The 24,569-nt window shown below is 55.4% G+C and carries 20 protein-coding genes; all 20 read left to right on the top strand.

Annotation, left to right across the window (positions count from 1 at the left end; all coding sequences use genetic code 11):
• The first annotated feature begins 519 nt into the window (after window positions 1–519).
• On the top strand, window positions 520–4,050 hold the full coding sequence (locus ACJSDX_RS11315; protein WP_407994773.1) for a TonB-dependent receptor: 3,531 nt from the start codon (window positions 520–522) through the stop codon (window positions 4,048–4,050).
• A 148-nt stretch (window positions 4,051–4,198) separates the two neighbouring features.
• A complete protein-coding gene (locus ACJSDX_RS11310; RefSeq protein ID WP_407994772.1) occupies window positions 4,199–5,200 on the top strand; it encodes a hypothetical protein in 1,002 nt (333 codons plus the stop codon).
• Window positions 5,201–5,288: 88 nt separating this feature from the next.
• A complete protein-coding gene (locus ACJSDX_RS11305; RefSeq protein ID WP_407994771.1) occupies window positions 5,289–7,454 on the top strand; it encodes a calcium-binding protein in 2,166 nt (721 codons plus the stop codon).
• A gap of 382 nt (window positions 7,455–7,836) precedes the next feature.
• Window positions 7,837–9,507 (top strand): type I secretion system permease/ATPase, encoded by a 1,671-nt coding sequence (locus tag ACJSDX_RS11300; RefSeq protein WP_407994770.1) that lies wholly within the window; start codon window positions 7,837–7,839, stop codon window positions 9,505–9,507.
• The gene (locus ACJSDX_RS11295) at window positions 9,504–11,210 is read left to right on the top strand and encodes a type I secretion system permease/ATPase (RefSeq protein ID WP_407994769.1); all 1,707 of its coding nucleotides are present in this window, start codon (window positions 9,504–9,506) and stop codon (window positions 11,208–11,210) included. The genes ACJSDX_RS11300 and ACJSDX_RS11295 overlap by 4 nt, the downstream gene beginning before the upstream one ends.
• 11 nt (window positions 11,211–11,221) lie before the next feature.
• Entirely contained in the window at window positions 11,222–12,601 is a 1,380-nt protein-coding gene (locus tag ACJSDX_RS11290) for an HlyD family type I secretion periplasmic adaptor subunit (protein WP_407994768.1), read from the top strand.
• Window positions 12,602–12,613: 12 nt separating this feature from the next.
• Complete coding sequence (locus ACJSDX_RS11285) at window positions 12,614–13,981, top strand: TolC family outer membrane protein (RefSeq protein WP_407994767.1); 1,368 nt, start codon at window positions 12,614–12,616, stop codon at window positions 13,979–13,981.
• Between the two features lie 2 nt (window positions 13,982–13,983).
• Entirely contained in the window at window positions 13,984–14,964 is a 981-nt protein-coding gene (locus tag ACJSDX_RS11280) for a hypothetical protein (RefSeq protein ID WP_407994766.1), read from the top strand.
• Between the two features lie 64 nt (window positions 14,965–15,028).
• On the top strand, window positions 15,029–15,475 hold the full coding sequence (gspG, locus tag ACJSDX_RS11275) for a type II secretion system major pseudopilin GspG (RefSeq protein ID WP_407994999.1): 447 nt from the start codon (window positions 15,029–15,031) through the stop codon (window positions 15,473–15,475).
• 22 nt (window positions 15,476–15,497) lie between these two features.
• On the top strand, window positions 15,498–16,685 hold the full coding sequence (locus tag ACJSDX_RS11270; RefSeq protein WP_407994765.1) for a type II secretion system F family protein: 1,188 nt from the start codon (window positions 15,498–15,500) through the stop codon (window positions 16,683–16,685).
• Window positions 16,682–18,397 (top strand): GspE/PulE family protein, encoded by a 1,716-nt coding sequence (locus tag ACJSDX_RS11265; protein WP_407994764.1) that lies wholly within the window; start codon window positions 16,682–16,684, stop codon window positions 18,395–18,397. Before ACJSDX_RS11270 ends, ACJSDX_RS11265 begins: the two co-directional genes overlap by 4 nt.
• Window positions 18,378–19,235 carry a hypothetical protein gene (locus ACJSDX_RS11260; protein WP_407994763.1) on the top strand — a complete coding sequence of 286 codons (858 nt, stop codon included), beginning with the start codon at window positions 18,378–18,380 and terminating at the stop codon, window positions 19,233–19,235. The genes ACJSDX_RS11265 and ACJSDX_RS11260 overlap by 20 nt, the downstream gene beginning before the upstream one ends.
• Window positions 19,235–19,759 (top strand): PilN family protein, encoded by a 525-nt coding sequence (locus ACJSDX_RS11255; protein WP_407994762.1) that lies wholly within the window; start codon window positions 19,235–19,237, stop codon window positions 19,757–19,759. The genes ACJSDX_RS11260 and ACJSDX_RS11255 overlap by 1 nt, the downstream gene beginning before the upstream one ends.
• A complete protein-coding gene (locus ACJSDX_RS11250) occupies window positions 19,741–20,307 on the top strand; it encodes a phosphomevalonate kinase ERG8 (protein ID WP_407994761.1) in 567 nt (188 codons plus the stop codon). The genes ACJSDX_RS11255 and ACJSDX_RS11250 overlap by 19 nt, the downstream gene beginning before the upstream one ends.
• Window positions 20,304–20,837: a hypothetical protein gene (locus ACJSDX_RS11245; protein WP_407994760.1), complete on the top strand. Its 534-nt coding sequence runs from the start codon at window positions 20,304–20,306 to the stop codon at window positions 20,835–20,837. The genes ACJSDX_RS11250 and ACJSDX_RS11245 overlap by 4 nt, the downstream gene beginning before the upstream one ends.
• Window positions 20,838–20,887: 50 nt before the next feature.
• Entirely contained in the window at window positions 20,888–22,795 is a 1,908-nt protein-coding gene (locus ACJSDX_RS11240) for a secretin GspD/PilQ domain-containing protein (protein WP_407994998.1), read from the top strand.
• On the top strand, window positions 22,792–23,277 hold the full coding sequence (locus ACJSDX_RS11235; protein ID WP_011479557.1) for a type II secretion system protein: 486 nt from the start codon (window positions 22,792–22,794) through the stop codon (window positions 23,275–23,277). Before ACJSDX_RS11240 ends, ACJSDX_RS11235 begins: the two co-directional genes overlap by 4 nt.
• Window positions 23,278–23,279: 2 nt before the next feature.
• Complete coding sequence (locus ACJSDX_RS11230) at window positions 23,280–23,681, top strand: type II secretion system protein (protein WP_407994759.1); 402 nt, start codon at window positions 23,280–23,282, stop codon at window positions 23,679–23,681.
• Window positions 23,668–24,162 (top strand): type II secretion system protein, encoded by a 495-nt coding sequence (locus tag ACJSDX_RS11225; RefSeq protein WP_309565162.1) that lies wholly within the window; start codon window positions 23,668–23,670, stop codon window positions 24,160–24,162. The genes ACJSDX_RS11230 and ACJSDX_RS11225 overlap by 14 nt, the downstream gene beginning before the upstream one ends.
• A 224-nt stretch (window positions 24,163–24,386) precedes the next feature.
• A partial coding sequence (locus ACJSDX_RS11220; RefSeq protein ID WP_407994758.1) for a hypothetical protein occupies window positions 24,387–24,569 on the top strand: 183 nt, incomplete at its 3' end.

Genomic DNA, 24,569 nt, shown 5'->3' with positions numbered 1-24,569 from the left:
ATTGACCGCACTGCTCTTCATCATATTGCTCGGCACCCTCTCGTTTTCCTTATAGGCAAACGGCAATATTCCAACCAAGGTTTAGCTGGAAAGCTAAAAAAACCAAGCGAATTCCTATTCATGTCTAGTTATAACCCGACATAGCAAGGTTTTCATACTAACTCTGCCGCCTCAATCGACATCCCTCTTGCCGCACTGCCGGCTGCTAAATAAAACCAGTTTTTTACACTCCCAATCCCCCTTCCAAAAATCCCAAAAAAGTCAGGAAAATCTCCCTTACGATTAACTTATTGTTTTAAATAGATAATTAATCGCCGCAATCAATTTTCAGTTTTTCTCAAAAAAATGCCGTCAGGGTTTCTCGAACTCAACGGTTAAACAAACATGAAGGGCGAATCTTGCACTCTTCATCCGACTTGAAGAAATCCGCCTGGCGTCAGGCCGTGCCTTCAATGCCGAGAAATTCGATCACAAAAACAAGAATAAAAAATTATTAGACATACACATATGGAGTAAGGGATGAGTAAGAGAGGGAGAACTTTTCATGAACAACCACAATTCAAGAAGCTATCACATGCATTGCACCGCGTTTATAGCCATAAAAGCGCTGTACTGCTGACGGCAATGGTCGGAATCATGCCGTTTCAGCCATATGCAGCCGAGCTCGACACCACATTGCCAAAAAGCAATGCAAGCACCGGCTCGTTCGCGCCCAGCAACATCGACATCCCCAGCCAGCCGCTGGATGCCGCACTCAAGCAACTCGCCCGCACCACAGGCATCAGCGTCGCCTTCGACAGCAATCTTGCCACAGGCAAGACTGCTCCCGCCGTTAAGGGCCGCATGAAAGCGGATGAAGCTCTTAGATTACTGCTTGCAGGCAGCGGGTTGGAATCCACGATTGACAAAGACAATGCCGTCATCAAGCCTGCAGCAGAAAAGTCCGCGATCGACTTTCAGCAAGTAGATGCCGTAGAAGTACGTGCCAAGCGTTTTTATGAAATTGGTCCCTTGCCAGGATTAGGACTCACAAAAGAAGAAATCCCGGGCAACGTACAGAGCATTACAGCAAAAGAAATCAAGGAGGCCCACTCTCTGAGTATGGCAGACCTCTTCAACCGCAAGCTCCAATCCGTCACGGTAAATGACTATCAGGGCAACCCCTTTCAGATGGACGTGCAGTATCGTGGCTTTACGGCAGGGCCGCAGATTGGTTCTCCGCAAGGTTTATCAGTATTTTTCGATGGTATTCGCGTCAACGAACCTTTTGGCGATGTAGTGAACTGGGACATGATTCCCATGAATGCAATTGCTACTGTTGATGTATTTCCTGGCTCCAACCCGATCTTTGGCTTGAATACATTAGGAGGGGCTTTCACCGTTAAGACCAAGGATGGCTTCAATAATACCGGCTTTGATGCAGAAATTCTCACCGGCTCCTATGGCAGAAAACAACTTCAGGCCGAAGGCGGTTGGAATAACGGGACGATAGCTGGTTTTGCTGCTGCCAATATATTTATGGAGGATGGCTGGCGCGAGAACTCTCCTAGCAAAGTGAATCAAGTATTTGGAAAAGGTAGCTATCGGGGAGACAAACTCGACCTTAACCTCAGTACCTTGGTCATTTGGAATGATTTGGTTGGCAATGGTGTATTGCCAAGTGAAATGTATAAGCAAGATCGCAATAGCGTATTTACATCTCCCGACACTACCGACAATCGCCTCTGGCAAGGTCAGCTTTCAGGTAGCTATTTCGTCAATGATAACTTCACGATTACCGGGCAGATATACAGAAGAAACAGCAAAAGACGTCAAAAAGGAGCTGATGTATTTACAGATTATGACCAAGAGCTTAAATCCTATAAAAAATCAGTGTCTGACTATACATGTTTATTCAATAGTAATAATTCTTATGGATTGCCAGACTACATAGTTATTCCAGTAGAAAACTATGATCCTAATACTAATAATATATTTACAAGTAGCTTCTTTGCTGACCTACTAGATGGTGACGGCATTAACCCTAATGATTACTCAGCATTTATAAACACGGAACTATCTGGAGATTTTCTAGCGGCAGTGAGAGATCAAACGAGAATTTTCAGAAACTTTACTGAAAATGTTATATATAACAGGGATATCCCTAATGTTGCTGAAATAGGTTCAACATCAACTAATTATTTTGACGAACCTATCTATAATGCAAATCTTAATTTCCCATATGCATCAATTGATAGCGGAGGATTAGGCGTTGCATCAACCACATTTGAAAATTACTTTTTCACAACAGATACCAACGGTAATATTACAAAAAATTATTATTTTGTTTTACCTGCCACAAATGAATCAAGTTGTCTAACAACTCAAGCTTCTGGTTTAGAACAAACTGATTCCAATGGAAATCCCATTCTAGTGGATGGTATTGGTCTTGGACAACCTGGAGTTGTAGATGGCACTCCTACAGCAGTGTTTACTGATAATCAAGTTAATCAAATCACCGATGGAGCATCTATTCAATTTAACTGGAATTTTGAAAAGCATAAATTAATGATAGGAGCATCTATTGATGATGCTCATGCCTCCTATTCCAATACTCAACAATTAGGTTTCCTTACAGCTAAGCGCAAAGCATTTTTAGATCCAAACTTAGCTAACCCTCAGTTTGCAGGTGCTGATATTACATTAGCCAATAATGATTTTGATGGAACAAATACCACAAAAAGTATTTACTTCAGTGAAAACTGGACACCAATTGAATCATTACATTTGAGTTTCTCTGGTCGTTATAATGAAACTCAAGTAAAAAATAAAATTGCTGCAAGACGTGGATTAGCTAATTACGGTATTGGAGATGTTGGATCACTACCATGGATATTCGATATATGCCCTAATGGTAATTGTGATGGTATTGAAACAGGATATCGAATTCCACAAATATACAATGAATTAAATTCTGCAGAAACTGAAAAATTTAGTTACTACTCTTTTAATCCATCCTTAGGTGCAACTTGGCAAGCAAAAGAAAATTTAAATTTATATGTTAATTTAGCAAAAGGCACACGAACTCCTAGTGTTGTTGAGCTTGGTTGTGCATTAGATCATAGCCCTACAGGAATTTTTTATTCTGATGGACAAGGTGGCTCATATGAAATTCCCAAGAGCTTATTAGAAAATAGACAATGTACTTTGCCAACTACAATGTCTGGAGACCCTTATCTCCCACAAATTAAATCTACAAGCTATGACATAGGGGTACGTGGAACAATCAATGAAAATATCAAATGGAATTTTGGTCTTTACCAAACTGATCTTAAAGATGATATTTATTATGTAAATGTGGGAAACAATCAAGGATTTTTTGACACAGTAGGAAAAACCAGGCGCCGTGGAATAGAGACTGGAATTTCAGGCATCTATAGTAAATTTAGCTTTTCTCTAAACTATGCATTGACTGATGCTACGTTTGAAGACGACTTCTTGATGATTAGTCGTGACAACAGTAGTTCGTTTTCACTTGGCCAATACGGTGAGGTTATTCGCGTAAAACCGGGTAGTCGCATGCCCGGAGTAGCACTCCATAACTTAAATGCAAGTATTAATTATGCAGTTACTGATAAATGGACTGTAGGTTTAAGTGCGGTTGCACATTCTGAAAGTTTTGTTCGGGGAAATGAAAACAATGAACACCGCCAAGGTGTTACAAGATATCGCCAACTGACCATTCCTGGTATTGGAGCTACAACAGTTGCCAGGCAACCTACGAGCAATCCAGGCACAGTAGATGGATATTTTGTTTTCAACTTTCAGACCAGCTACAAAATCAATACAGAATGGACTGCCTCTTTATTAATCAACAACCTTTTAGATAAAGAGTACTTCAGCGCAGGTCGCTTAGGACATAACCCATTTTCGCCTTCGATTTATGGTGCAATCGGCCCAGATGGTTATAACCACAATTCAGGAGATTGGCTAAGTACAAACTTTGTTGCCCCGGGTGCACCTCGAGGTATTTGGTTTAGTTTGCGATATGAATTTGACTCAAGAAAATAAAAGGATAAAAAGCAAGGGCATTTGTAACTGCCTTTGAAACCCAGATTCAACTACAACCAGCTTAGAACTTGAACGGGACTAATTGGATTGTGGTGGATTGGCACCCCGCAGGCAGCCACAAATGCCTGCTAATTGTAATCTCAAGGAGATGATGATGAAAAGCTCGTTGATTAACTTAGCAGTAATTTCTGCATTTTCTTTTTCTTTTCAATCACATGCAGGATTTGTCACTTTACCCAGCACAGGATTTTCAACCTCAGCCTATACCAATTGCTATAACAATGGCCGTGTAATTCCTTCTGGCGGTATCGCTAATAATGTCAAAGGCAATTTTGGCTCCTACCCTATTGCTGCTGCAAATTATCCAGCAACTGGTTCTAACGATACTTGCTGGGTTGCTAAGCCAGCAAGTACCGTTGTTCTTCCTGCTGGAAAAACCGGATACACATTAGTGGGAAGCCGCTCAGTTCCAATTCCTCCAGTAACTGGAGCACCATCTGGGTTTACTTCCATTGGAACTGTGACCGATATTGCATGGCGTAACTCCACTACAAATATGTGCATTATTTCCACTCAAGTAATTATGACCAATGCGGATCATGATAGCGGCACTCCAGGCACACAATATTTTGAAGTTAATGACGTTGCTCGTGGTGGTTTTAGTGGATCAACTAACGTTGATATTGCATATACTATTTTTACAACTCCTGTAACTACAGCATCCCCTGTATATAGAGCCGGAAGAACCTTTACATCTGTACAACACCGCGCTTTAGCATACGATACATTAGCTAATAAGGAGCAGAATGGGACTAATTATTTGGACCTTCCGACAAAGAATAGTGTAAATACTGCCATTACAGGGGAAAATACTCCCATTGGCCCAAGCACCCCAGCTAGTACAACATTAGCCACTCAAGATGCTGTTGTAAATTCAAACTGGGTTGATTTTACTTTGGACACTGTTTATGTAGATGATGATGGCTCGACTAATGCTGCCTCAGCATTTACTTACATTGAAGCTTCTTGCAATGCTGCTCCGACAGTGACTAATGGAAATCAGGCAATCCGTTTGAGACAAACGGCACAAGAGAATACAACATTCAAAGAAATAGCTATAGATGGTTATGCAATTGGCAGTACACCTTAATTAGATTTATTAATTAATTTGTAGTTTTATTTCTCAAATATTGGAGCAAGATTCGCTCTTGCTCCAAAAATTAAATAAAGGAAATATCATGGCTATCAAAATATTTAATAGTACAGAAACTACCTATATAGGTACATCAAATAGCGATTTAATTATTGGCAACGATCTTGATAACTTTATTGATGGTGGTGATGGAAATGATATCATCATCGGAAAAGGAGGAAATGACGTACTACTTGGGGGAGAAGGAAATGATATAATTTTTGGAGGTGATGGTGATGATATTATTGATGGCGGCAACGGCAATAATATAATTTTTGGAGGCAATGGTAACGATAATATTTATGCTGGCAACGGTAACAATATTATTCACGGAGGAGATGGTGATGATGCCATTTTCTCTGGTAGTGGAGATGACATCCTCACAGGTGGCGAAGGAAATGACTATATCTCTGGTGGAGGAAGTTCCGCAGGAGACGAAACAGTTGATGGAGATATCTTCTTAGTTACTTCAAATGACATATTATTGGGTGCTGACGGTAATGATAGTTTTGTCATTGGCAGCGAAGAGGATGCTGGAGGTGTCATTATTCAGGGAGGAACTTCTCGTTTGGATAATTCTGGCAATCAAGCCCGCTATACCGATATCCAAGAAGCTGAAGAGGGCAATGAAGATGCTGGTTTTGTTGCGTATGACAACGTTACAGGTCAATTTGTACCACTTGATGACATAGATATTGCTGAGCAAACACAAACTGATGTTCGTCTTAATCTTGTGACTCGTCCTGGATCAAGTGCAATCAGTACTTATGCTAGCAGCATTGCTGGTTATAACGCTGTTGATACTATTTACTTTACTCAATCCGGTGATTTCTCTGAATCATTAATTTTTTCCGGTATTGAACGTATTGAATTAGCCAGTGGCGTTAATATCGTTCTTTCCGCTGAACAATTAGAGGAAAATGGTGAGTCTCTAAGCCTAGGTGAACTCAATCCTGGCACTCATATCTACGGCGTCGCTGGCGGCCCTACCGAATCCGTTACCATCAAGCTGGAATTCGAGGAAGAAGAATTCGAGCCTGATGTTGAAGGAGCTGACGAGGTCGAATACGAAGCTGCCGAGTTTGAAGTAGACGACTACTCCGTTGCCGAACTCTTCCATAACGTGGACATCATCTACGACGCCACCGAAGGCGAGGCAGGCAGCTATGTCCGTATCGACGGTGCCAATGAAACCGATGGTGCCCGCGAGATCGTGCTGGGTAGCGATGGCGTGGATTACGTCACTGCGCGCCTGGGCGATGATGTGGTCTACGGCAATGGCGGTAACGACTTGCTGGTTGGTCACGGCGGTGCGGATTACCTCGACGGCGGTGAAGGCGACGACATCTTCCTGATCGGCGGCTTCGGTAGCGGCGTGCAAGGCACTACCTCCAAGGCTGACGATGGCAACCCCGAGTGGATCGCCACTGGCGCGAAGCATGACGTGATCGTCGGCGGTGAAGGTACCGATACCCTGCGCATCACCACTGGCATCGGCGCTAACACCCAGGCTGCAGGCACTATAGTGCTCAACGATGCTAACTTCCAGGAAATGGAAGTGGTGCAGGTAGGCGGCACAGTGGGTCGCTTGAACGTGGAAAACACAGCCCTGCAATTGCTGAATGACCACTACTTCTTCAATGCCGGCGGTACTGTCGCCGACCTCTCCAATTCCAAGGGCAACAATGGCGGCACCATCAACAATGTCGTAGTGGATGCTTCCGGCGTGACAGCCAACGGCCTGACCTTTGAAGGCAACGGCAACACCCAGACCTTCATCGGCACGACTAAGGATGACCGCTTCATCAGCAACGGCGGGCACGATACCCTGACCGGTGGCTCTGGTTCCGATACCTTTGCCTTTGGCAAGATTTGGACGCAAACCGTGACCGGCGATGACGACGAAGAGCAATGGTATGAAAACGTCGGGGTTGATCTCACTAACGCTGACACCGATACCATCACCGACTTCGGCAGCGGCGTCGACAAGATCGAGCTCAATACGGACCAGTTCGCTTCGTTGATCGGCTTCAATGCCGGCAACCTGGTGGTCGGTTCGGGCCCGCTAGATGCAGATGACTACCTAGTGTTCAACACTTCCACCAATACCCTGCAGTATTACGCAGACGGCAATGGCGGAAGCACAGCGGTGGATATCGCGATTCTGACAGGCGTTACCTCGATCACTGCGGCAGATATCGTGGTTGTTTAAAAGGGTCTATTGAAGTTTTGTTCACGACCGCGCCGGAGCCAGTTTTTGTACGGAGCAAGGCATGAGGAGTGAAGTTTGGTTATTCCAAATAAACGACGAATAACGCAGCACCGTGCAAAAAACCGGCCCGGCCCTTCGGGTTGCTGTGACAAATGATGCCATGCTGCGTTGCGAGACTTGACAAGGGAATGACCATTGCCTGCGTCCCGCGCCTTGCCTATCACCATTTGTCGCAGCAACGCGGCTCGCGAACAAAGCATCAACAGACCCTGGCAACAGGGCCGGTCCCGTACCGGCCCAATCGGCTTTCTACGTTTTTACTTCCAGGAATACTGTTTACGTGACTAAAAGCAGCAACTCCGCTCAACTGAAGAAATCCTTGATGGATCTCATCTCTCTCTTCCGTCGAGTGATTTTCTTCGGTTTTTTTACCAACCTTCTTGTGTTGGCGCCATCGTGGTACATGCTCGAAGTCTATGATCGCGTGATTTTCAGTCGCAATCTTGGCACTTTGCTCATGCTCACCATGATGGTGGTCTTTATTTACCTGATCATGGAAAGCTTGGAATGGGTGCGCCGCGGCATGATGCTGCAAGCGGCCGGCCAGCTTGACCAATCATTGAACCACCATATTTTCAATGCCGCATTCGCCGCCAAGCTTGCCAATGCCGGCTTCCCCGCACAGCGCGTGTTTGCCGACTATCGCAGCCTGCGGGAAATACTCTACTCCCCCGCCCTACTCGGCCTGATCGATATTCCTTTCATCGTGATCTTCGTTGTCGCGATTTTCTTCATCCATAGCAGCCTGGGATACCTGACCCTGCTCGGCCTGGCAATCCAGACCGTGGTCGCACTGCTCAACCAGGTGCGCGTGCAGCCGGTGCTGCAGGAAGCCAATCAATATGCCCTGGCGGCACAGAGTTATTTCAGCAATATCCAACAGCATGCAGACGTGGTAAGGGCCATGGGCATGCAAGCGCCGCTCGAGGCGCGTTGGCAGGACAAGCAGCAAGCCTTTCTCAGCAAGCAGGCCATGGCCTCCGAAATTGCAGGCAGGCACGCGGCATATTCGAAATTCCTGCAAATCACCCTAACGTCGCTGGTGCTGGGATTGGGCTGCTACCTGGTCGTCAGCCAGGCACTGGTCAACGGGGCCGCGATGATGATCGTCGCTTCCATCCTGGCTGCACGGGTGCTGGCGCCGTTCAGCCAGCTCATCGCCCAATGGCGCAGCCTTGCCAATGCATGGCAGGCATACGTCAGGCTAGACGAATTGCTGGAACAACACCCGACCAAGCGGCCCGGCATGGCGCTGCCTGCGCCGACCGGGCAGATCTCGGTGGAAAACCTCAGCTACGCCCTGCAGGACAACGCGCGCGAACCCTTGCTGCGCAATATCCAGTTCCGCATGCATCCGGGCGAGGTGCTGCTCATTAGCGGCCCTTCCGCCTCCGGCAAGACGACCCTCTCGAAGTTGCTGGTCGGCCTGCTGCAACCCAGCACCGGCAAGGTAAGGCTGGATGGCGTGGATGCCTTCCAGTGGGACAAGGCGGAGCTCGGGCAGCACCTGGGCTACCTGCCGCAAGAAATCGCCCTGCTAGACGGCTCGGTCGCGGAAAATATCGCCCGGTTCGGCACGCCAGACCAGGAGAAGCTGGCAAGCGTGGTCGAACTGCTGCAATTGCAAGCCTGGATAGACTCTTTGCCCGACGGCCTCGATACACGCATCGGCCATGAGGGCCACCTGCTCTCCGGCGGCCGCAGGCAGCTAGTCGGCCTGGCGCGCGCCCTTTATGGCAAGCCTGCGGTCGTGGTCCTGGATGAGCCGAATGCCAACCTGGACGAAGCCAGCGAACAATGCCTACAGCACGCGGTGCGCACGCTCAAGGCGCAGGGAACGACCTTCGTCATCATCAGCCACTTGCAAGGCATACGGCACGTTGCCGACACCATGATGGTGATGATGAAGGGCCAGATGCTGCGCTACGGCAAGCCGGATGAAGTGCTGGCCTCGTTGCAGCAAGCCGGCAACACGCCGAGGATGCAGGCATGAACAGGCCGCCCGCCTCCCTGCGCGACTACTTGGCGTTGTTCAGGCGTGAAGCCTGGGCCATTGCCGCCTTCAGCATGGTGACCAATATATTAATGCTCGCGCCCACGCTCTACCTGCTGCAACTCTATGACCGGGTATTGCTGAGCCGCAGCGAGATGACGCTGCTCGCCGTCACCCTCATCACCGTGTTCCTGTTCATGGTGATGGCGTTTTCAGACTGGGTGCGCTCCATGGTCGCGATCAAGGCCGGCGTGCGCTTCGACCAGTTGCTGACTTCCAGGCTGTTCTCTCTCGGCCTGGCAACGCAGGCACCTGCATCGAACGGTACGCACCAGGCCATGCAGGAGCTGACCTTCATCCGCCACTTCGTCACCAGCAACGGCTTGTTCGCCTTCTTCGACCTGCCCTGGACATTGCTGTATGTGGCGGTATTGTTCGTCCTCAGTCCGATATTGGGGACATTGGCAATTGCCTTGTGCCTGGTCCAGTTCGGACTCGCGCTCTGGAACCAGCGCAGTACGTCGCTACCTTTGGAAAAAACTGCCGAGGCCCGCCAGCAAGGGCTGCAATTCCTCGACAGCAAGCTGCGCAATATTGAGACGCTGCACGTTCTCGGCATGCTGCCTTCCCTGTGGCAGCGCTGGATCAGCATCCAGTCACGCTGGCATGCGCTGGACGCCCAGGCAAACCAGGTGCAGAGCCGCAACCAGCAGGTCAATAAGTTTGCGCGCTACACCATGCAATCCGGCATGCTGGGCGTAGCCGCCCTGCTGGCGGTGAAAGGCGATATTTCGATCGGCGCGATGATCGCCTCCAATGTGCTGATCGCACGCGCATTGCAGCCTTTCGACGTCATCGTGAACACCTGGAAGCAGTTCATCCAGGCCAAGGCGTCTGCCGCCAACATCGACCAATTGCTAGCCAGCACCCATGGGGATGAAAACCCTGCGTACCTGACGACACCGGACGAACCGATCAAGGGCAGACTGGCGCTGGTGCAGGTCGCGGTGAAAGCCTCCGGCGGCAAGCCCCTGCTCCGCCCCTTGAACCTGGACATCGAGCCGGGCGAGATTCTTGGCATCCTTGGCCCCTCGGGCTCGGGTAAGACCACGCTGGTGCGCTGCATCGCGGGCATCTGCGATCACCGCGAAGGCGAAATTCTCGTCGACGGCATTGCGCTATCGCGTCTGCCTGCCAATGTATATGCCGCAGCTATCGGCTACCTGCCGCAGGAGGTCGCCTTGCTGGAGGGCAGCATTGCCGAGAATATTGCCCGCTTCACGCAGCCGGACCCGGAGAAAGTGATCCAGGCTGCGCAAACCGCGGGCATTCATGACGCCATCCTGCGGCTGCCGCGAGGCTACGACACCCGCATCGACGCCGAGGCGCCCGTGCTCTCCGGCGGCCAACGCCAATTGCTTGGCCTGGCGAGGGCCATCTACCAGCAGCCTGCCTTCATCATCCTGGACGAACCGAACTCGCACCTCGACGACCAGGGCGAAGCCAGCCTGATCACCGCGCTGCTGCTCCTGAAAAACCAGGGCAAGGCCATCGTCATCGTCTCGCACCGTACGCACATCCTGAACATTACGGACAAGCTACTGGTGCTCGACCAGGGCGGCATGGTCTGCCATGGCCCGCGCGACCAGGTGATCGCAGAACTCAATCGGGCAAGGCAAACCCCGGCAAGCAAGGTGGCATAAGGATGAACAACATGAACCTGCCTTTACAACACACGGCGTCCGATGCGCCTGCGCACGAATCCAAGGTAATCCCCTTGCATGAGCAGACAGTCGGACATGTCCATGAACAGCGCACAACACGGCTGGGCTTTATCATCCTGCTGCTTGGTTTTGGCGGTTTTCTCGCCTGGGCCGCCTTGGCGCCGCTGGACGAAGGCGTGCCGACCGAAGGCGTGGTGACGGTGGAAGGACGGCATAAAACCGTACAGCACCTGAACGGCGGCATCATCAGCCAGTTGATGGTGCACGAAGGCCAGGCGGTGCAGGCCGGCGACGTGCTGTTCACCCTGGATGCCACCGCCAGCAAGGCGCGCTTCGACGAGGTGCGCCAGCGCTACCTTGGGCTGCTGGCGCAGGAAAGCCGCCTGCTCGCGGAAAAGCTGGGCGCGGGCAGCATTGTGTTCCATGAAGAGCTGATCAAGCAGCAAGGCGACCCTTATGTACAGCAGCTCATGCTGAACCAGTCCCAACTGCTGCGCGCGCGCCAAGAGGCCTTGCGCGCCGATGTCGAGGCGATGCGCGAATCCATCCAGGGCCAGCAGGCCTTGATCGAAGGCTACCAGGGGGTGGCCGGCAGCTATCAATCGCAATTGGAACTGCTGACCCAGCAATTGGCCGGCATCAGGCAACTGGTGAGCGAGGGCTTCGCGCCGCGCAACCAGCAGAACGAGCTTGAGCAAAAGCTGGCCCAGACTTACGGCATGATCGCGACAAATGATTCGAACATCCTGCGCAGCCGCAAGGCCATCCTCGAACTGCAGCAGCGCATCACCGCACGCGAGCAAACCGAGAAGAAGGAAATCGACACCGAGATGGCGCAGGTGAAGCTCGCGGTGCAGGCCGATGCCGAGAAGTACAAGCCGCTCTGGGATGAGTTGCAGCGCATCACCGTCACTGCGCCGGTCAGCGGCCAGGTCGTCGGCTTGCAGGTGCATACCGTCGGCGCAGTCATCCAGCCCGGGCAGAAAATCATGGATATCGTGCCGTTCGACGAGCCCCTGATCCTCGATGCTCGAATCCCCCCCCACCTCATCGACAAGATCCATACCGGGCAGGATGCGGACGTGCGCTTCTCCAGCTTTTCCAATACGCCGCAATTGCTGCTGGAAGGCCAGGTCAAGACCGTTTCCAGCGATTTGCTGGTAGACCCCGGCACGGGCGGCCAGGCGCCTTCCAGTTATTACCTCGCGCGCATCAACATCACTGAGGACGGCATGAAAACCCTCGGCAACCGCCGCCTGCAACCCGGCATGCCGGTACAGGTGGTGATCCGCACCGGCGAGCGCACCCTGCTTACCTACCTGATGCACCCGCTGGTGAAGCGGATTGCGGCCTCGATGAAGGAAGAGTGAGGAGCCCGCAGGATGATGACCCGCCGTTACCGCATGAAATTGAACCGATTGGCGCTGTCGCGCGCGCTCTGCGCACTGGCAATCTGCGCCAGCGCCCCGCTGCATGCCGCGGAAAACCTGCTCAGCCTCTATGAAAAAGCCTTGCAGTACGATGCGCAATACAAGGCGGCCGAGGCCAACATGGCGGCGGAACGCGAGGAGATCAACAAGAGCCGCGCCTTGTTCATGCCCAGGGTGCAATTCGGCGCCAGCGTCGGCCGCGGCGCTACGGACCGCACCACGCAAACCACCTTGGGTGCCATCGACACTCGGCTCAACTATGATATCCAGAACTATGCGCTGAGCCTGAGGCAGCCCTTGTTCAATAAGGAAAACATCGCCACCTACCGCGGCGCGGAGGCGAACGTGCAAAGCAAGGAAGCCTTGCTGCTCAAGGAAAACGCCACGCTGATCAGCCGCCTTGCCGCCACCTATTTCGAAACGCTTTATGCGCAGGAAAAAGTGGAGGTATTGCGCAGCAATATCGCCGCCACCAGCCAGCAGCTTGACCAGGCCCAGCGGCGTTACGACAACGGCGAAGGCACCGTGACCGAGATCAACGAGGCGCAAGCCAACCTGGAGCTGGCCCAGGCCGAGCTCATCACCACCGAGAATTCGCTGGCGGTGTTCAAGCAGACATTGAGCAATATGAGCGGCGTCGCCGTCACCGACATCGCCCCGCTCGACATTGCCCAGCTGCCGGCCGGGGTGCCGGATTCCGACGATCTCGAATTCTGGATGCAGCAGGCGCTGGGCAACAACCCCGAAATCACCGCCGCCCGACTCTCGGTGGAAGTCGCAAGGCAGGATGTAGAGAAAAAGCGCGCGGGGCACTTCCCCACCCTGGACCTGGTCGGCGTCCGTTCCTTTAGCGAGAACGACAGCAACAATACCCTGGGCTCGCGCTTCGACACCACCACCATTGCGTTGCAGCTCAACATGCCGCTGTTCGCAGGCGGCTTCACCAGCGCCAGCGTGCGCCAGGCTTTCAACAGGGTGGATGCAGCCGAAGAGCTGCTCAACCTGCGCACCCGCGACATCGAGGCCAATACGAAAAAATACCTCAACAGCATACGCAGCGGGCTGCTGGCGCTCTCCGCCTACCGCCAGGCGGTGAAATCGAGCGAGATCGCCCTCGAAGGCACGCAGAAAGGCTTTGCCGCGGGCACACGCACCAACATCGAGGTGCTGAACGCGCAGCAAAAGCTGTTCCGCAGCCGGCTGGAACTCAGCCGCGTGCAGTACGTGCTGGTCAACGACATCATCAATCTCAAGCAAGCCGCCGGGATGCTCAACGAGGCCCAGCTGCATGCATTGAACCAGTATTTTGCGGCGAATTGACCATGATGCCCGCCATGCCCACGCCTCCCGTCTCCCGCAAGCCCGGCACATGCTTTACGTGCTGCTTGGCAACCGGCCTGCTCATGTTCTTGTCCACTGCGCATGCCACGGGCTTCGAGCCGCTGCCGATCAGCGGCGTGCTGCTGGAGCACGGCAGCAGCGCCTATACTCTCTGCAATGCAACCGGCAAGTTCGACCCCGAAGGCCGCCATATGGCCCCGCGCAAACCCACGGCCGAGCATAGCAATGCCTGCGCTATATTTCCCGAAAACGAAATCGCCGCCCCCCTGCCCGGCTTCAAGCTGTTCAAGCACGCCAACCGCCAGGTGATGATGAACAACTCGCTGACGGGGCAAACGGACAAGAAAATCGCCAGCGTGATGGATGTGGTCTGGCGCAACCCGGCCGCTGGAGAATGCATCTACGGCACCAGGGTTTTGGCATTGTCCAGCGCGGATGCCGACTACAACGCGCAATTGCCCGGCAAGCAGTTTTTCCGCATCACGGATATCGCGAGAGGCGGCTTTGCGGGCCAGGACATTGAGGTCGCCTATGCGATGTATGCCACGGGGGCGGAGCCTGTCTATCGCATCGGCCGCAGCTTTACCGCCGTGCAGTACTACAAGCGTCCCGGCTACGAGCGCCAGCCGCTGACCGAGCCTGCCTTCCGCGAAGCCATCAACGGCGTGGAAACGACCGAGCGCGCCGTTCCTTCCTTCAGCCAGCAAACCGCTTCCCTGAACGACGACTGGGTCAATTTCACGACATTGGTCGGCCTGCCCAAGCGCCCGGCCTCCCCCATGCTGTACGTGAAAGCGCCCTGCAACAACGAAACGCCAGCCGAACAGCCGCAGGCGATCCGCCTGCGCCAGGCCATCGCCCCCTTCGTCGAACTCAGCGTGCCTGGCTTCGTACCGAGTCAATTTGCACCCAGTGGCTTGTTATCCAAGCCCGCAACCAACAGCACCACACCGCAACCTTGAGGACACCGCCATGCCGTTTTCCCACACTCGCCCATTGAATACTGATATGACCGGAAACACTGACATGACCGGCAATCCTTGCGTGCAGCCCTTGCCTGCCAAGCGGAAAAACCTCGGCTTCACGTTGCTGGAGCTGCTGGTCGTGATGGTGATCATCGGCCTGCTGGCAGGTTACGTCGGCCCCAAGTATTTTGCCCAGATCGGCAAATCGGAAGCCAAGACCGCCAAGGCGCAAATCGAGGCGCTGGGCAAGGCGCTGGACCAATACCGGCTCGACACCGGCCGCTATCCCAGCACGGAACAAGGCCTGGCGGCGCTCAACGCGCAGCCTTCGGACGAGTCCCGCTGGCATGGCCCTTACCTGCAAAAAGCCCTGCCGCAGGACCCATGGGGCAAACCTTACCAATACCGCTCTCCCGGCGAGCATGGGGATTACGATTTATGGTCGTTCGGCAAGGATGGCCAACTGGGCGGCAGCGAGGAATCTGCCGACATCGTGAGCTGGCAGTAGTGCCTAATGGATACCCTCGCGCATGAAATTCGAGCTTAAAGTCGCACTCGGCGCAGAAGTGCAATCGCTGACCCTGGAGGCCAGCGATGGTTTGCAGGCGCAGCTGCAGGCGGAAGCGCAGGGCTACAGCGTATTGGGCTTGAAGCATCTTGAAAGCGCAGGCATAGGCGCCCGGTTGCGCAAGCCCAGGTTCAACCTCATGCTGTTCAGCCAGGAGCTGCTGTCCCTGCTGGACTCCGGCCTGAGCCTGGTCGAGGCCATCGAGGCCCTGGCGGAGAAGGAAGGCCATGCCGAGTCGCGCACATTGCTCAAGCAATTGCTGGCTTTGCTCTATGAAGGCTTGCCGCTGTCGGGCGCGTTGGAGAAGTTCCCCAATACATTCCCCCCGCTCTATGTGGCGCTGATCCGCAGCAGCGAACGCACCGGCGACATGGTACAGGCGCTGAACCGCCATGTGACCTACCAGGGCCAGCTGGATGCGGTCAAGAAGAAGATCACCACGGCCTCCATCTACCCGGTATTGCTGATCGTCGTCGGCGGCTTGGTCATGCTGTTCCTGCTCGGCTACGTCGTGCCGCGCTTCAGCGCCATTTATGAAAGCGCCGGGGACAACCTGCCCTGGATGTCGCAATTATTGCTCTCCTGGGGCCGTATGCTGCACGAGCACGGAAAGGTCGCCCTGCTGGCCTCCGTCATTGTCTTTAGTCTGCTGGGCGTGGCCTTGAGCCGCCCTGTGGTGCGCAACACCTTGCTGCAGCAACTATGGAAAATCCCCGCGCTGGGCGAAACCATGCGCATCTACCAGCTGGCGCGTTTCTACCGCACGCTGGGCATGCTGTTGCAAGGCGGCATCCCGCTCGTGACCGGCATGCAGATGGTCGCTTCCCTGCTGCAGCCCAGCCTGAAACACCAGCTGCAACTGGCAGAGCATGACATCCGCGAAGGCAAGCCGTTGTCGAGCGCGATGGAAGAGCACGGCATGACCACCTCGATCGCGCTGCGCATGCTGCGCGTGGGCGAGCGCACGGGGCGGATGGGCGAGATGATGGAGCGCATCGGCAGCTTCTACGACGAGGAAATCGCCCGTGCCGTGGACTGGTTCACGCGCTTGCTGGAGCCGCTGCTGATGGTGGTGATCGGGCTGATCATCGGTGTCGTGGTGGTGCTCATGTACATGCCGATTTTCGACCTGGCCGGGAGCATACAATGAACCAGCCGCTGGATCACCCTTCCCTGCTCCAGGCCGGTTCCGGCCTCGCCCGGATTGACCTGGAGAAAGTGCAGCAGGCGCGCGCGTTGGCGCAGCAAGGCAAACAGCCGCTGCTGGACGTGCTGGAAGAAGTTTCCGGCCTCGATGCCGATACCTTTATGCATGCGCTTGGCAGGCTCATGCGCTACCCCGTGCTCGGCATCCTGCAAATGTACGAGTGGCAGCCGGATTTCCAGCTGCTGCCTTTTGCCGAGGCCGGCAGGCAGGAATGCCTCGCCTTGCGCGACAAGGCCGGCAAGCTGCACATGGTGCATGCCAACCCTTTCGATGCGCAACTATACAGCCGCATGAATCAACTGCTGCCCGAGCCTGCGCAATGGAGCATCGCCCACCGCAAGGATATTGCCGCCTTTCTTTCCCGTTTCGAGGAAAGCATGCGCGCCATGGATGGCCTGCTGCCGGAACAGGTCGAGAGCGAGAGCGGCAACAGCGCCATCGAGGACATTTCCTTGCGCTCGATCGCGGAAGACACCTCGCCGGTGGTGAAGCTGGTGCGCTCCACCCTGTATGACGCGCTCAAGGCAGGCGCCAGCGACATCCATATGGAGACCGACGCGCACGGCCTGACCATAAAGTACCGCATCGACGGCGTGCTGAGCAGCGTGGGCAGCATCCACGGCGTGATGCAGGCGGAACAAGCCATTTCGCGCATCAAGGTGATGTCCGAGCTCGACATCGCCGAGCGGCGCATTCCGCAGGATGGCCGCTTCAAGGTCATGGCGCTCGGGCGCGAAGTCGACCTGCGCGTTTCCATCATGCCCAGCGTGTTCGGTGAGGACGCGGTGCTGCGCATCCTCGACCGCAAGGCGCTTTCAGATCAGGCGCAGGGATTGAGCCTCGACGTGTTGGGCTTCGAACCGGACATCATGGCGCGCTTCCGCCTGCTGGCCGAAGAGCCCTACGGCATGCTGCTGGTCACCGGGCCAACTGGTAGTGGCAAGACCACCACGCTGTATGGCGCGATCTCCGAGATCAACCACGGCCAGGACAAGATCATCACCATCGAGGACCCGGTGGAATACCAGTTGCCCGGCGTGCTGCAGATCCCGGTGAACGAGAAGAAGGGCCTGACCTTTGCGCGCGGCCTGCGCTCCATCCTGCGCCACGACCCGGACAAGATCATGGTGGGCGAAATCCGCGATGCGGAAACCGCGCAGATCGCGGTGCAATCCGCGCTGACAGGCCACCTGGTCTTGACCACGGTGCACGCCAACAACGTATTCGACGTCATCGGCCGCTTCACCAACATGAACGTGGATCCGTACAGCTTCGTCTCTGCGATCAACGGCATCATGGCGCAACGGCTGGTGCGCACGATATGCCCACATTGCGCCATCGACGACACGCCCGACCCCGCCTTGATCGCCAAGTCCGGCATTGCGCCGGAGTCGATCGACGAATACCGCTTCCGCGCCGGCCAGGGCTGCGGGCAATGCCATGGCACCGGCTACAAGGGGCGCAAGGCCGTGGCGGAACTGCTGGTGTTCAACGACGCCATCCGCGAGCTCATCATCACGCGGGAGCCGGTGCGCAAGGTCAAGGAAGCCGCGCGCGCAAACGGTACCCGCACCATGCGAGAAGCCGCGCTCGACATGGTCAAGCGCGGCGAAACCACCCTACAGGAGATCAACCGTGTTACCTCGCTCGTTTAGCTGGCCTTCCGCCTCGTGGGCCTTTCCATGGCGGGACGAACTGCGCGTCCTGATCCAGCCGCGCACGCTCACCATGCTCAGGATCAAGCGCGGCATGAAGGCCAGGGTCGTGGCAAAGGAAGATATTGCATTGCGCTCAACCAGCGAGTCGTTCCAGAACCGGGAATTCTGGCAGCCGGCGGTTTCCAGCCTGCACCAGCAGTTGCAAAACCGCCAATGGCGAGGCTGCCAGCCCAGGGTAGTGGTCTCCAACTATTTCGCGCACTATGCCATCGTGCCGTGGAATGCCAGCCTGCATACCCGCAAGGAGCAAAGCGCGTTCGTCAGGCATTACTTCACGCAGGTCTACGGCGAGTTTTCACGTGCATGGGACATCCGCACCACGCCGGTGGCCTACGGTCACCCGACTTTTGCCAGCGCCATTGACGAGAAGCTGCTGCAAGCCCTGCGCGAGGAGTTCAATCAAGCGCGAATGCCGGTGCAGCACATCCATCCCCACCTGATGATCGCCACCGACGTCATCCGGCGCAAGCTGGCGCGCACGCCTTTACCCGACGCCTTGAACCTGGTTATGTTGGAAAACGACCGCATCACCATCGCCCTGGTGCAACACGGGCAGTGGCTGAGCCTGCAAAGCTATGCCGCGGAAAGCGACATCGAAAACCAGTTGCAGGCATTGCTGGACCGCGAATCCATCATCGCAGGCGTGGACAACAGCGAGTGGCCTGTCGTGTTCTACGCCGCGGACGGCCGGCCAGCGCTCCAGCTTCCCGGGCGCAAGGTGCACAACATCCTGCCCTCCTCGCAAGACCAACACGGCATGGAGGCATGGCAGTAATGCTACCCGTTATCTCCATCAACCACGCCCCTCCGCTGCAAGACCGGCCAGTCAAGGGAATCGTGACGCTCCTGCTGGCAGCGGCCTGCGGCATCGCGCTGTTGGGCTGGATGCAGCAATTGAATTCGGAGCGCCAACGGCTGAACGCAGACCTGCAGCAGATGCAGGCCCCGGTCAGCGCTCCCAGGCTCAACCCCAAGGAAGACCAAGCCAAGCAGCAGGAAATCGCGGCAGTGCAAGCCGCCATGCACGAACTCGCCCTGCCGTGGCAGAAACTGTTCCTGGCGCTGGAAAGCATCAAGGTCGCGGATATCAAGCTCGCCAGCATCGAGCCCAACGCCAGGCTGCACAAACTGAGGATTACGGCCAATACCAATGAAGTGGTCAATATGTTCAAATACGTGCGCGGCCTCTCCGAACAGCCCGTGTTCAACGACGTGCTGCTGATGTCGCATGAGTTTCATCACGACCAACCCATGCCGGTGCGCTTCGTCGTGGAGGCCGTATGGATACAGCAGCCATGAGTGTCGGCAAGCTGCATAAACTGCGCTACCGCCTCGGCCAGCTCGACGGGCTCAGCAAGCTGGGGCTAGGCTTGCTGGCAGCCTGCCTGCTCGTTGCCCTCGCCTATGCCTGGCCGCAGGCCAGGGCGTTGCAGCAGCTCAAGCTCGATGTCGCCGCCATGCACCGCGCCATGCCACAGCACCAGGGCCAGTGGATAGACCGTTCGCCGCAGGCCTCGCTCAATGCCTTCTACCAGTTCCTGCCGCGCGAGAGCGAAGCCACCACCCTGCTGAACCAGGTGCTGGATATTGCAGAGCAGCACGGCCTGGTACCGGAAAAGGTCGACTACACTCTGAGCCGGCAATCATCGGCAGCGTTCTCCAAGTACCAGCTCAGCCTGCCGCTGCAGGGACAATACCTCGACATCCGCCGCTTCATTGCCGATGTCATGAACACCCTGCCATCGGCCGCGCTGAACGATATTTCGCTCAAGCGCGAAGACATGCTGAGCGACCATGTCGAAGCCAGGCTCAAGCTCACGCTCTACCTGCGCAAGGACGGGCGATGAAGCAGACGCCGAGACAGTGGTTGGTGTGGGCAGCATTGACCATGACGGTAGCTGCCACGGTATGGACCGCCTTGAACGACGAGCAGGCCGACGAGGTGCAAGTCGCGGCATCGCGCCCGCAGGGCTCGCGTACCGACGTGAAGGGCCTGCCGAAATCCAGGACGTCTGGAGAATCCCGGCCAGCAGGTGCGAATTCCCTGGACGTGGCCCAGCTGCAACGCGCGCCCTGGCAGGACAGCGAGCACAATTTATTCGGCGGCGGGCAACTCGTCGCCCAGGCCGAAACCGCACAACAACCCATCGTGCAGCAGGCCATGGAAATTCCACCAGTCCCCTTTACGTATGCGGGCAAGCTGGAGGACCACGGCCAATTCACCGTCTTTCTCTCCCTCGGAGAAAAAAATGTCAGCGTCAAGATCGGCGATATCGTCGGCGACTGGAAGATCAAGGAAATCACCCCTTCCCGCATGATCCTGAGCTATCAGCCATTGCGTGCTGATGTGCCATTGATGATTGGAGAAAGCAATTGAACACCACATCGCACGCAAGCCTGAAATTCAGCGCGGTATTTATCGCGATCATGCTCGCCGCCTGCTCCGGCACGGAAATGCGGCAGAACCAGACCAACCTGGAGTTCCAGCAAGCCAGGGACATGATCAACGCCGGACAGGTCGAAGCCGGGATAGAGCGGCTCAAGAGCCTGGTGCGCACCTTCCCCGACAATCCGGAATACCGCAACTACCTCAAGCAGCAGCAAGACATCCAGCTTGCTATCTTGTTAAAAGAGGCAGACCAGCTCAAGCAGCAAAAGCGCTGGGGCGAGGCCGACATCGCCTACCGGCGCGTGCTCGAACTCGACAGCCAGAACCAGCGTGCGCAGAACGGCATCCAGCAGATGCGCATCGCCACCACGCACGACGCCATGATGCAGCGCGCCGACGAACTCCTTGCCAAGCAGGACTGGGAAGGCGCGCAGAACCTGGCCCGCACCGTGCTAGCGGAAGACTCCAGCAACCGCAGCGCGCGCGCCCTGTTCGAGCAGATCGAGCAACAACGCATGGACAAGGCGGTGAACCCGCCGCACATCCGCTCATCCTTCAAGCGCCCCATTTCCTTGGAGTTCAAGGACGTCGCCATCAAGTCGGTGTTCGAGTTCATCTCCCAGGCCGCCGCGATCAATTTCACCTACGACCAGGAACTGCGCAGCGACCAGCGCACCAGCGTATTCCTGCGCAACACGCCGATCGAGGAAGCCATCGACGTCATCCTCGCGAGCAACCAGCTCGGCAAGAAAGTGCTCAATGACAACACCCTGCTGATCTACCCCTTGAGCCGCAGCCAGGAATACCAGGAAACCTTCGTGCGCAGCTTTTACCTGAGCAACACCGATGCCAAGAAGCTCATGGCCATGATCAAGACCGTGGTGAAGACCAAGGACATCTATATCGACGAGAAGCTCAACACCCTGGTGATGCGGGATACGCCGGAAGCGATCCGCACCGCGGAAAAACTCATCATGTCGCAAGACATGGCCGAGCCGGAAGTCATGCTCGAGGTCGAAGTGCTGGAAATCAACCGCCGCAGCCTGGAAAACATCGGCATCCGCTATCCCACCAATGTCAGCCTCGGCGTGCAGGGTCGCGATACCGTCAACGGCACCGCCACGCTCACGCCAGGCAAGCTCACCATCAACGAGCTCAAGAACTTCAATTCCAACCTCGGCGTCTTCAGCATCAGCGACCCGGTGCTGGCACTGAACCTGCTGCAGCAGGACACCGACACCAACCTGCTCGCCAATCCGCATATCCGCGTCAAGAACCGCGAAAAAGCCAAGATCCACGTCGGCGACCGCATCCCGGTGCTCACCAGCGTCGCCAATTCCACCGGCTTCGTATCGCAGACGGTGAACTACATCGAGGTAGGGGTCAAACTCGACGTCGAGCCCACCATCCTGCTGCGCGATGAAGTATCGATCAAGATCGGACTGGAAGTCAGCAACCAGACCGACCGCATGGAAACGAGCTCAGGCACCGTCACCTATACCATAGGCACCCGCAACGCCAGCACCATTCTGCGATTGAAAGATGGAGAAACACAAATTCTTGCCGGCCTGATGCGCAACGACGAACAGAAGATCACAAACGGCGTGCCGGGACTTTCCAAGCTGCCGCTGGTCGGCAAACTGTTCAACAACAATAACAACGACCTGAGCAAGAAAGAGATCGCCCTGTTTATAACGCCTCGCATCATCAGCAACCTCACCCCCGAAAATGCCATCTACACGACCTTCCCGGCCGGGATAGACCGCAGCGCATCTAGGCCGGGCCGGGCCGCGGAACCAGGCGCCGTCACCGCGCAAGCCGCACCTGCTGCGCCGGTCAAGACGCCGCAGGAAATCCAGGCCGAACGCGCCGAGTCGGACCGCTCCTTTGCCGAATCGGTCATGCGTCCGGTGGAAGACATTGCGAGCCCGGACGAGCGACAATGAAGCAGTGCTCGAAACCATCTTACGGCTTTACATTGATCGAGCTCATGGTGGCGCTGGTGCTGCTGGCGCTGATCCTCAGCTCGGCCGCGCCCGTGATGCAGGTGACGGCCAAGCGCGCCAAGGAACAGGAACTCAAGCGCCACCTCTGGCAATTGCGCGACGCGATCGACGCCTACAAGAAAGCCGTGGATGACGGCCTGATCAAGAAAACTCCCGGCCAATCCGGCTACCCTCCCAGCCTGCAAATCCTGGTGCAGGGCGTGGAAAACCCGCGCGATCCCAAGAAACGGAAAATCCATTTCCTGCGCAGCATTCCGCGCGACCCGTTCGCCTCCGACCCCGAGCTGCCGAATGAAGCCACCTGGGGCAAGCGCAGCTATGCCAGCTCGTTCGAGGAGCCTGCCGAGGGCGAGGATGTCTACGACGTCTACTCCCTCTCGGGCGATACCGGGCTCAACCAGCAGCCGTACCGGGAATGGTGAGCATGCGGCCAAGTCCAGGACAAAAACCAGCAAGGATACTGGGATTCACCCTGATCGAAGTGCTGGTGGTGCTTGCCATCATCGCCACGCTGCTGAGCCTGGTCACGCCGCGCTACTTCTCCAGCATAGACCGCGCCCGCGAGAACTCTCTCAAGCATGACCTCATCGTCATGCGCGATGCCATCGACAAATTCTACAGCGATACCGGGCGTTATCCCGACACCTTGTATGACCTGGTGGAACGCAAGTACCTGCGCGCGATCCCGGAAGACCCCATCACCGAAAGCACCGAGACCTGGATGCTGGTACCGCCTGAGGATGCCAATATCCCAGGCGAAATCTACGACATCCGCAGCGGCTCGGAGGCCATGGCCGCGGACGGGAGCTACTATGCCGAATGGTAGGCGACAGCAAGGCATGGCGCTGATGGGCGCGCTGCTTGTGATCATCCTCATGGGTTTAGCCCTGGCTGAAGCGGGAAACCGCTGGAGCGACATGCAGCGGCGCGAGCGCGAGCAGGAGCTGATGAAGGTGGGCGACACCATACGCAAAGCCATCGGGTCCTATTACAACCAGTCTCCCGGCATGGTGAAACAGTTTCCGCCTACACTGGACTCGTTATTGAAGGACAACCGCTTCCCCACTCCGCAACGCCATTTGCGCAAACTCTATATCGACCCCGTCACGCAAAGGGAAGGCTGGGGCCTGCTTTATGCGCCCAGCGGCGGCATCATGGGAATATATAGCCTCTCGGGCGAACGCCCTTTCAAAACCCGGAACTTCCCGCCGCCCTATCAGGAATTTGAAAAGAAAAAAGCCTATATAGACTGGATATTTGCCTACATGCCTGAGACAGACAACAGCACAGCCATGGGACTCGAATAACACGATAAGAGCGAACAAAGCTGCTTAAATGAAATAACCCGCCTCGATCCGTATCAAGGCGGGTTATTGGTCCCAACAAACACTATTCAATTTTCATCAAGGCCCAACCCTTCCTCCGTTACCTTGCCCGTAAGGGTCTGCCCCGTTATCGAAAGTGGAGCCAGGACTGGAGGGGGCGCCTATAGGCGCGCCGGGAGGAGTGCCCGGCGGCGTTCCCGGCCTGTTTGGCGACCCTGTATTGGTCGGATCCCCTGGCGACCCTTGAACGCCCGTACCTGTTGTACCTGTTGTACCTGTTGTACCTGTTGTACCTGTTGTACCTGTTGTACCTGTTGTACCTGTTGTACCTGTTGTACCTGTTGTACCTGTTGTACCTGTTGTACCTGTTGTACCTGTTGTACCTGTTG

Source organism: Methylobacillus draconifructus (assembly GCF_045984355.1).
Taxonomy (GTDB): Bacteria; Pseudomonadota; Gammaproteobacteria; order Burkholderiales; family Methylophilaceae; genus Methylobacillus; species Methylobacillus flagellatus_A.
This window is presented reverse-complemented; position numbering and strand designations above follow the sequence as displayed.

Excerpts from the sequence above, each read along its gene's own strand:
- ACJSDX_RS11315 (WP_407994773.1), top strand. The coding sequence starts at position 520 with ATGAGTAAGAGAGGGAGAACTTTTCATGAACAACCACAATTCAAGAAG.
- ACJSDX_RS11310 (WP_407994772.1), top strand. The coding sequence starts at position 4,199 with ATGATGATGAAAAGCTCGTTGATTAACTTAGCAGTAATTTCTGCATTT.
- ACJSDX_RS11305 (WP_407994771.1), top strand. The coding sequence starts at position 5,289 with ATGGCTATCAAAATATTTAATAGTACAGAAACTACCTATATAGGTACA.
- ACJSDX_RS11300 (WP_407994770.1), top strand. The coding sequence starts at position 7,837 with ATGGATCTCATCTCTCTCTTCCGTCGAGTGATTTTCTTCGGTTTTTTT.
- ACJSDX_RS11295 (WP_407994769.1), top strand. The coding sequence starts at position 9,504 with ATGAACAGGCCGCCCGCCTCCCTGCGCGACTACTTGGCGTTGTTCAGG.
- ACJSDX_RS11290 (WP_407994768.1), top strand. The coding sequence starts at position 11,222 with ATGAACCTGCCTTTACAACACACGGCGTCCGATGCGCCTGCGCACGAA.
- ACJSDX_RS11285 (WP_407994767.1), top strand. The coding sequence starts at position 12,614 with ATGATGACCCGCCGTTACCGCATGAAATTGAACCGATTGGCGCTGTCG.
- ACJSDX_RS11280 (WP_407994766.1), top strand. The coding sequence starts at position 13,984 with ATGATGCCCGCCATGCCCACGCCTCCCGTCTCCCGCAAGCCCGGCACA.
- gspG (WP_407994999.1), top strand. The coding sequence starts at position 15,029 with ATGACCGGCAATCCTTGCGTGCAGCCCTTGCCTGCCAAGCGGAAAAAC.
- ACJSDX_RS11270 (WP_407994765.1), top strand. The coding sequence starts at position 15,498 with ATGAAATTCGAGCTTAAAGTCGCACTCGGCGCAGAAGTGCAATCGCTG.
- ACJSDX_RS11265 (WP_407994764.1), top strand. The coding sequence starts at position 16,682 with ATGAACCAGCCGCTGGATCACCCTTCCCTGCTCCAGGCCGGTTCCGGC.
- ACJSDX_RS11255 (WP_407994762.1), top strand. The coding sequence starts at position 19,235 with ATGCTACCCGTTATCTCCATCAACCACGCCCCTCCGCTGCAAGACCGG.
- ACJSDX_RS11250 (WP_407994761.1), top strand. The coding sequence starts at position 19,741 with ATGGATACAGCAGCCATGAGTGTCGGCAAGCTGCATAAACTGCGCTAC.
- ACJSDX_RS11245 (WP_407994760.1), top strand. The coding sequence starts at position 20,304 with ATGAAGCAGACGCCGAGACAGTGGTTGGTGTGGGCAGCATTGACCATG.
- ACJSDX_RS11240 (WP_407994998.1), top strand. The coding sequence starts at position 20,888 with ATGCTCGCCGCCTGCTCCGGCACGGAAATGCGGCAGAACCAGACCAAC.
- ACJSDX_RS11235 (WP_011479557.1), top strand. The coding sequence starts at position 22,792 with ATGAAGCAGTGCTCGAAACCATCTTACGGCTTTACATTGATCGAGCTC.
- ACJSDX_RS11230 (WP_407994759.1), top strand. The coding sequence starts at position 23,280 with ATGCGGCCAAGTCCAGGACAAAAACCAGCAAGGATACTGGGATTCACC.
- ACJSDX_RS11225 (WP_309565162.1), top strand. The coding sequence starts at position 23,668 with ATGCCGAATGGTAGGCGACAGCAAGGCATGGCGCTGATGGGCGCGCTG.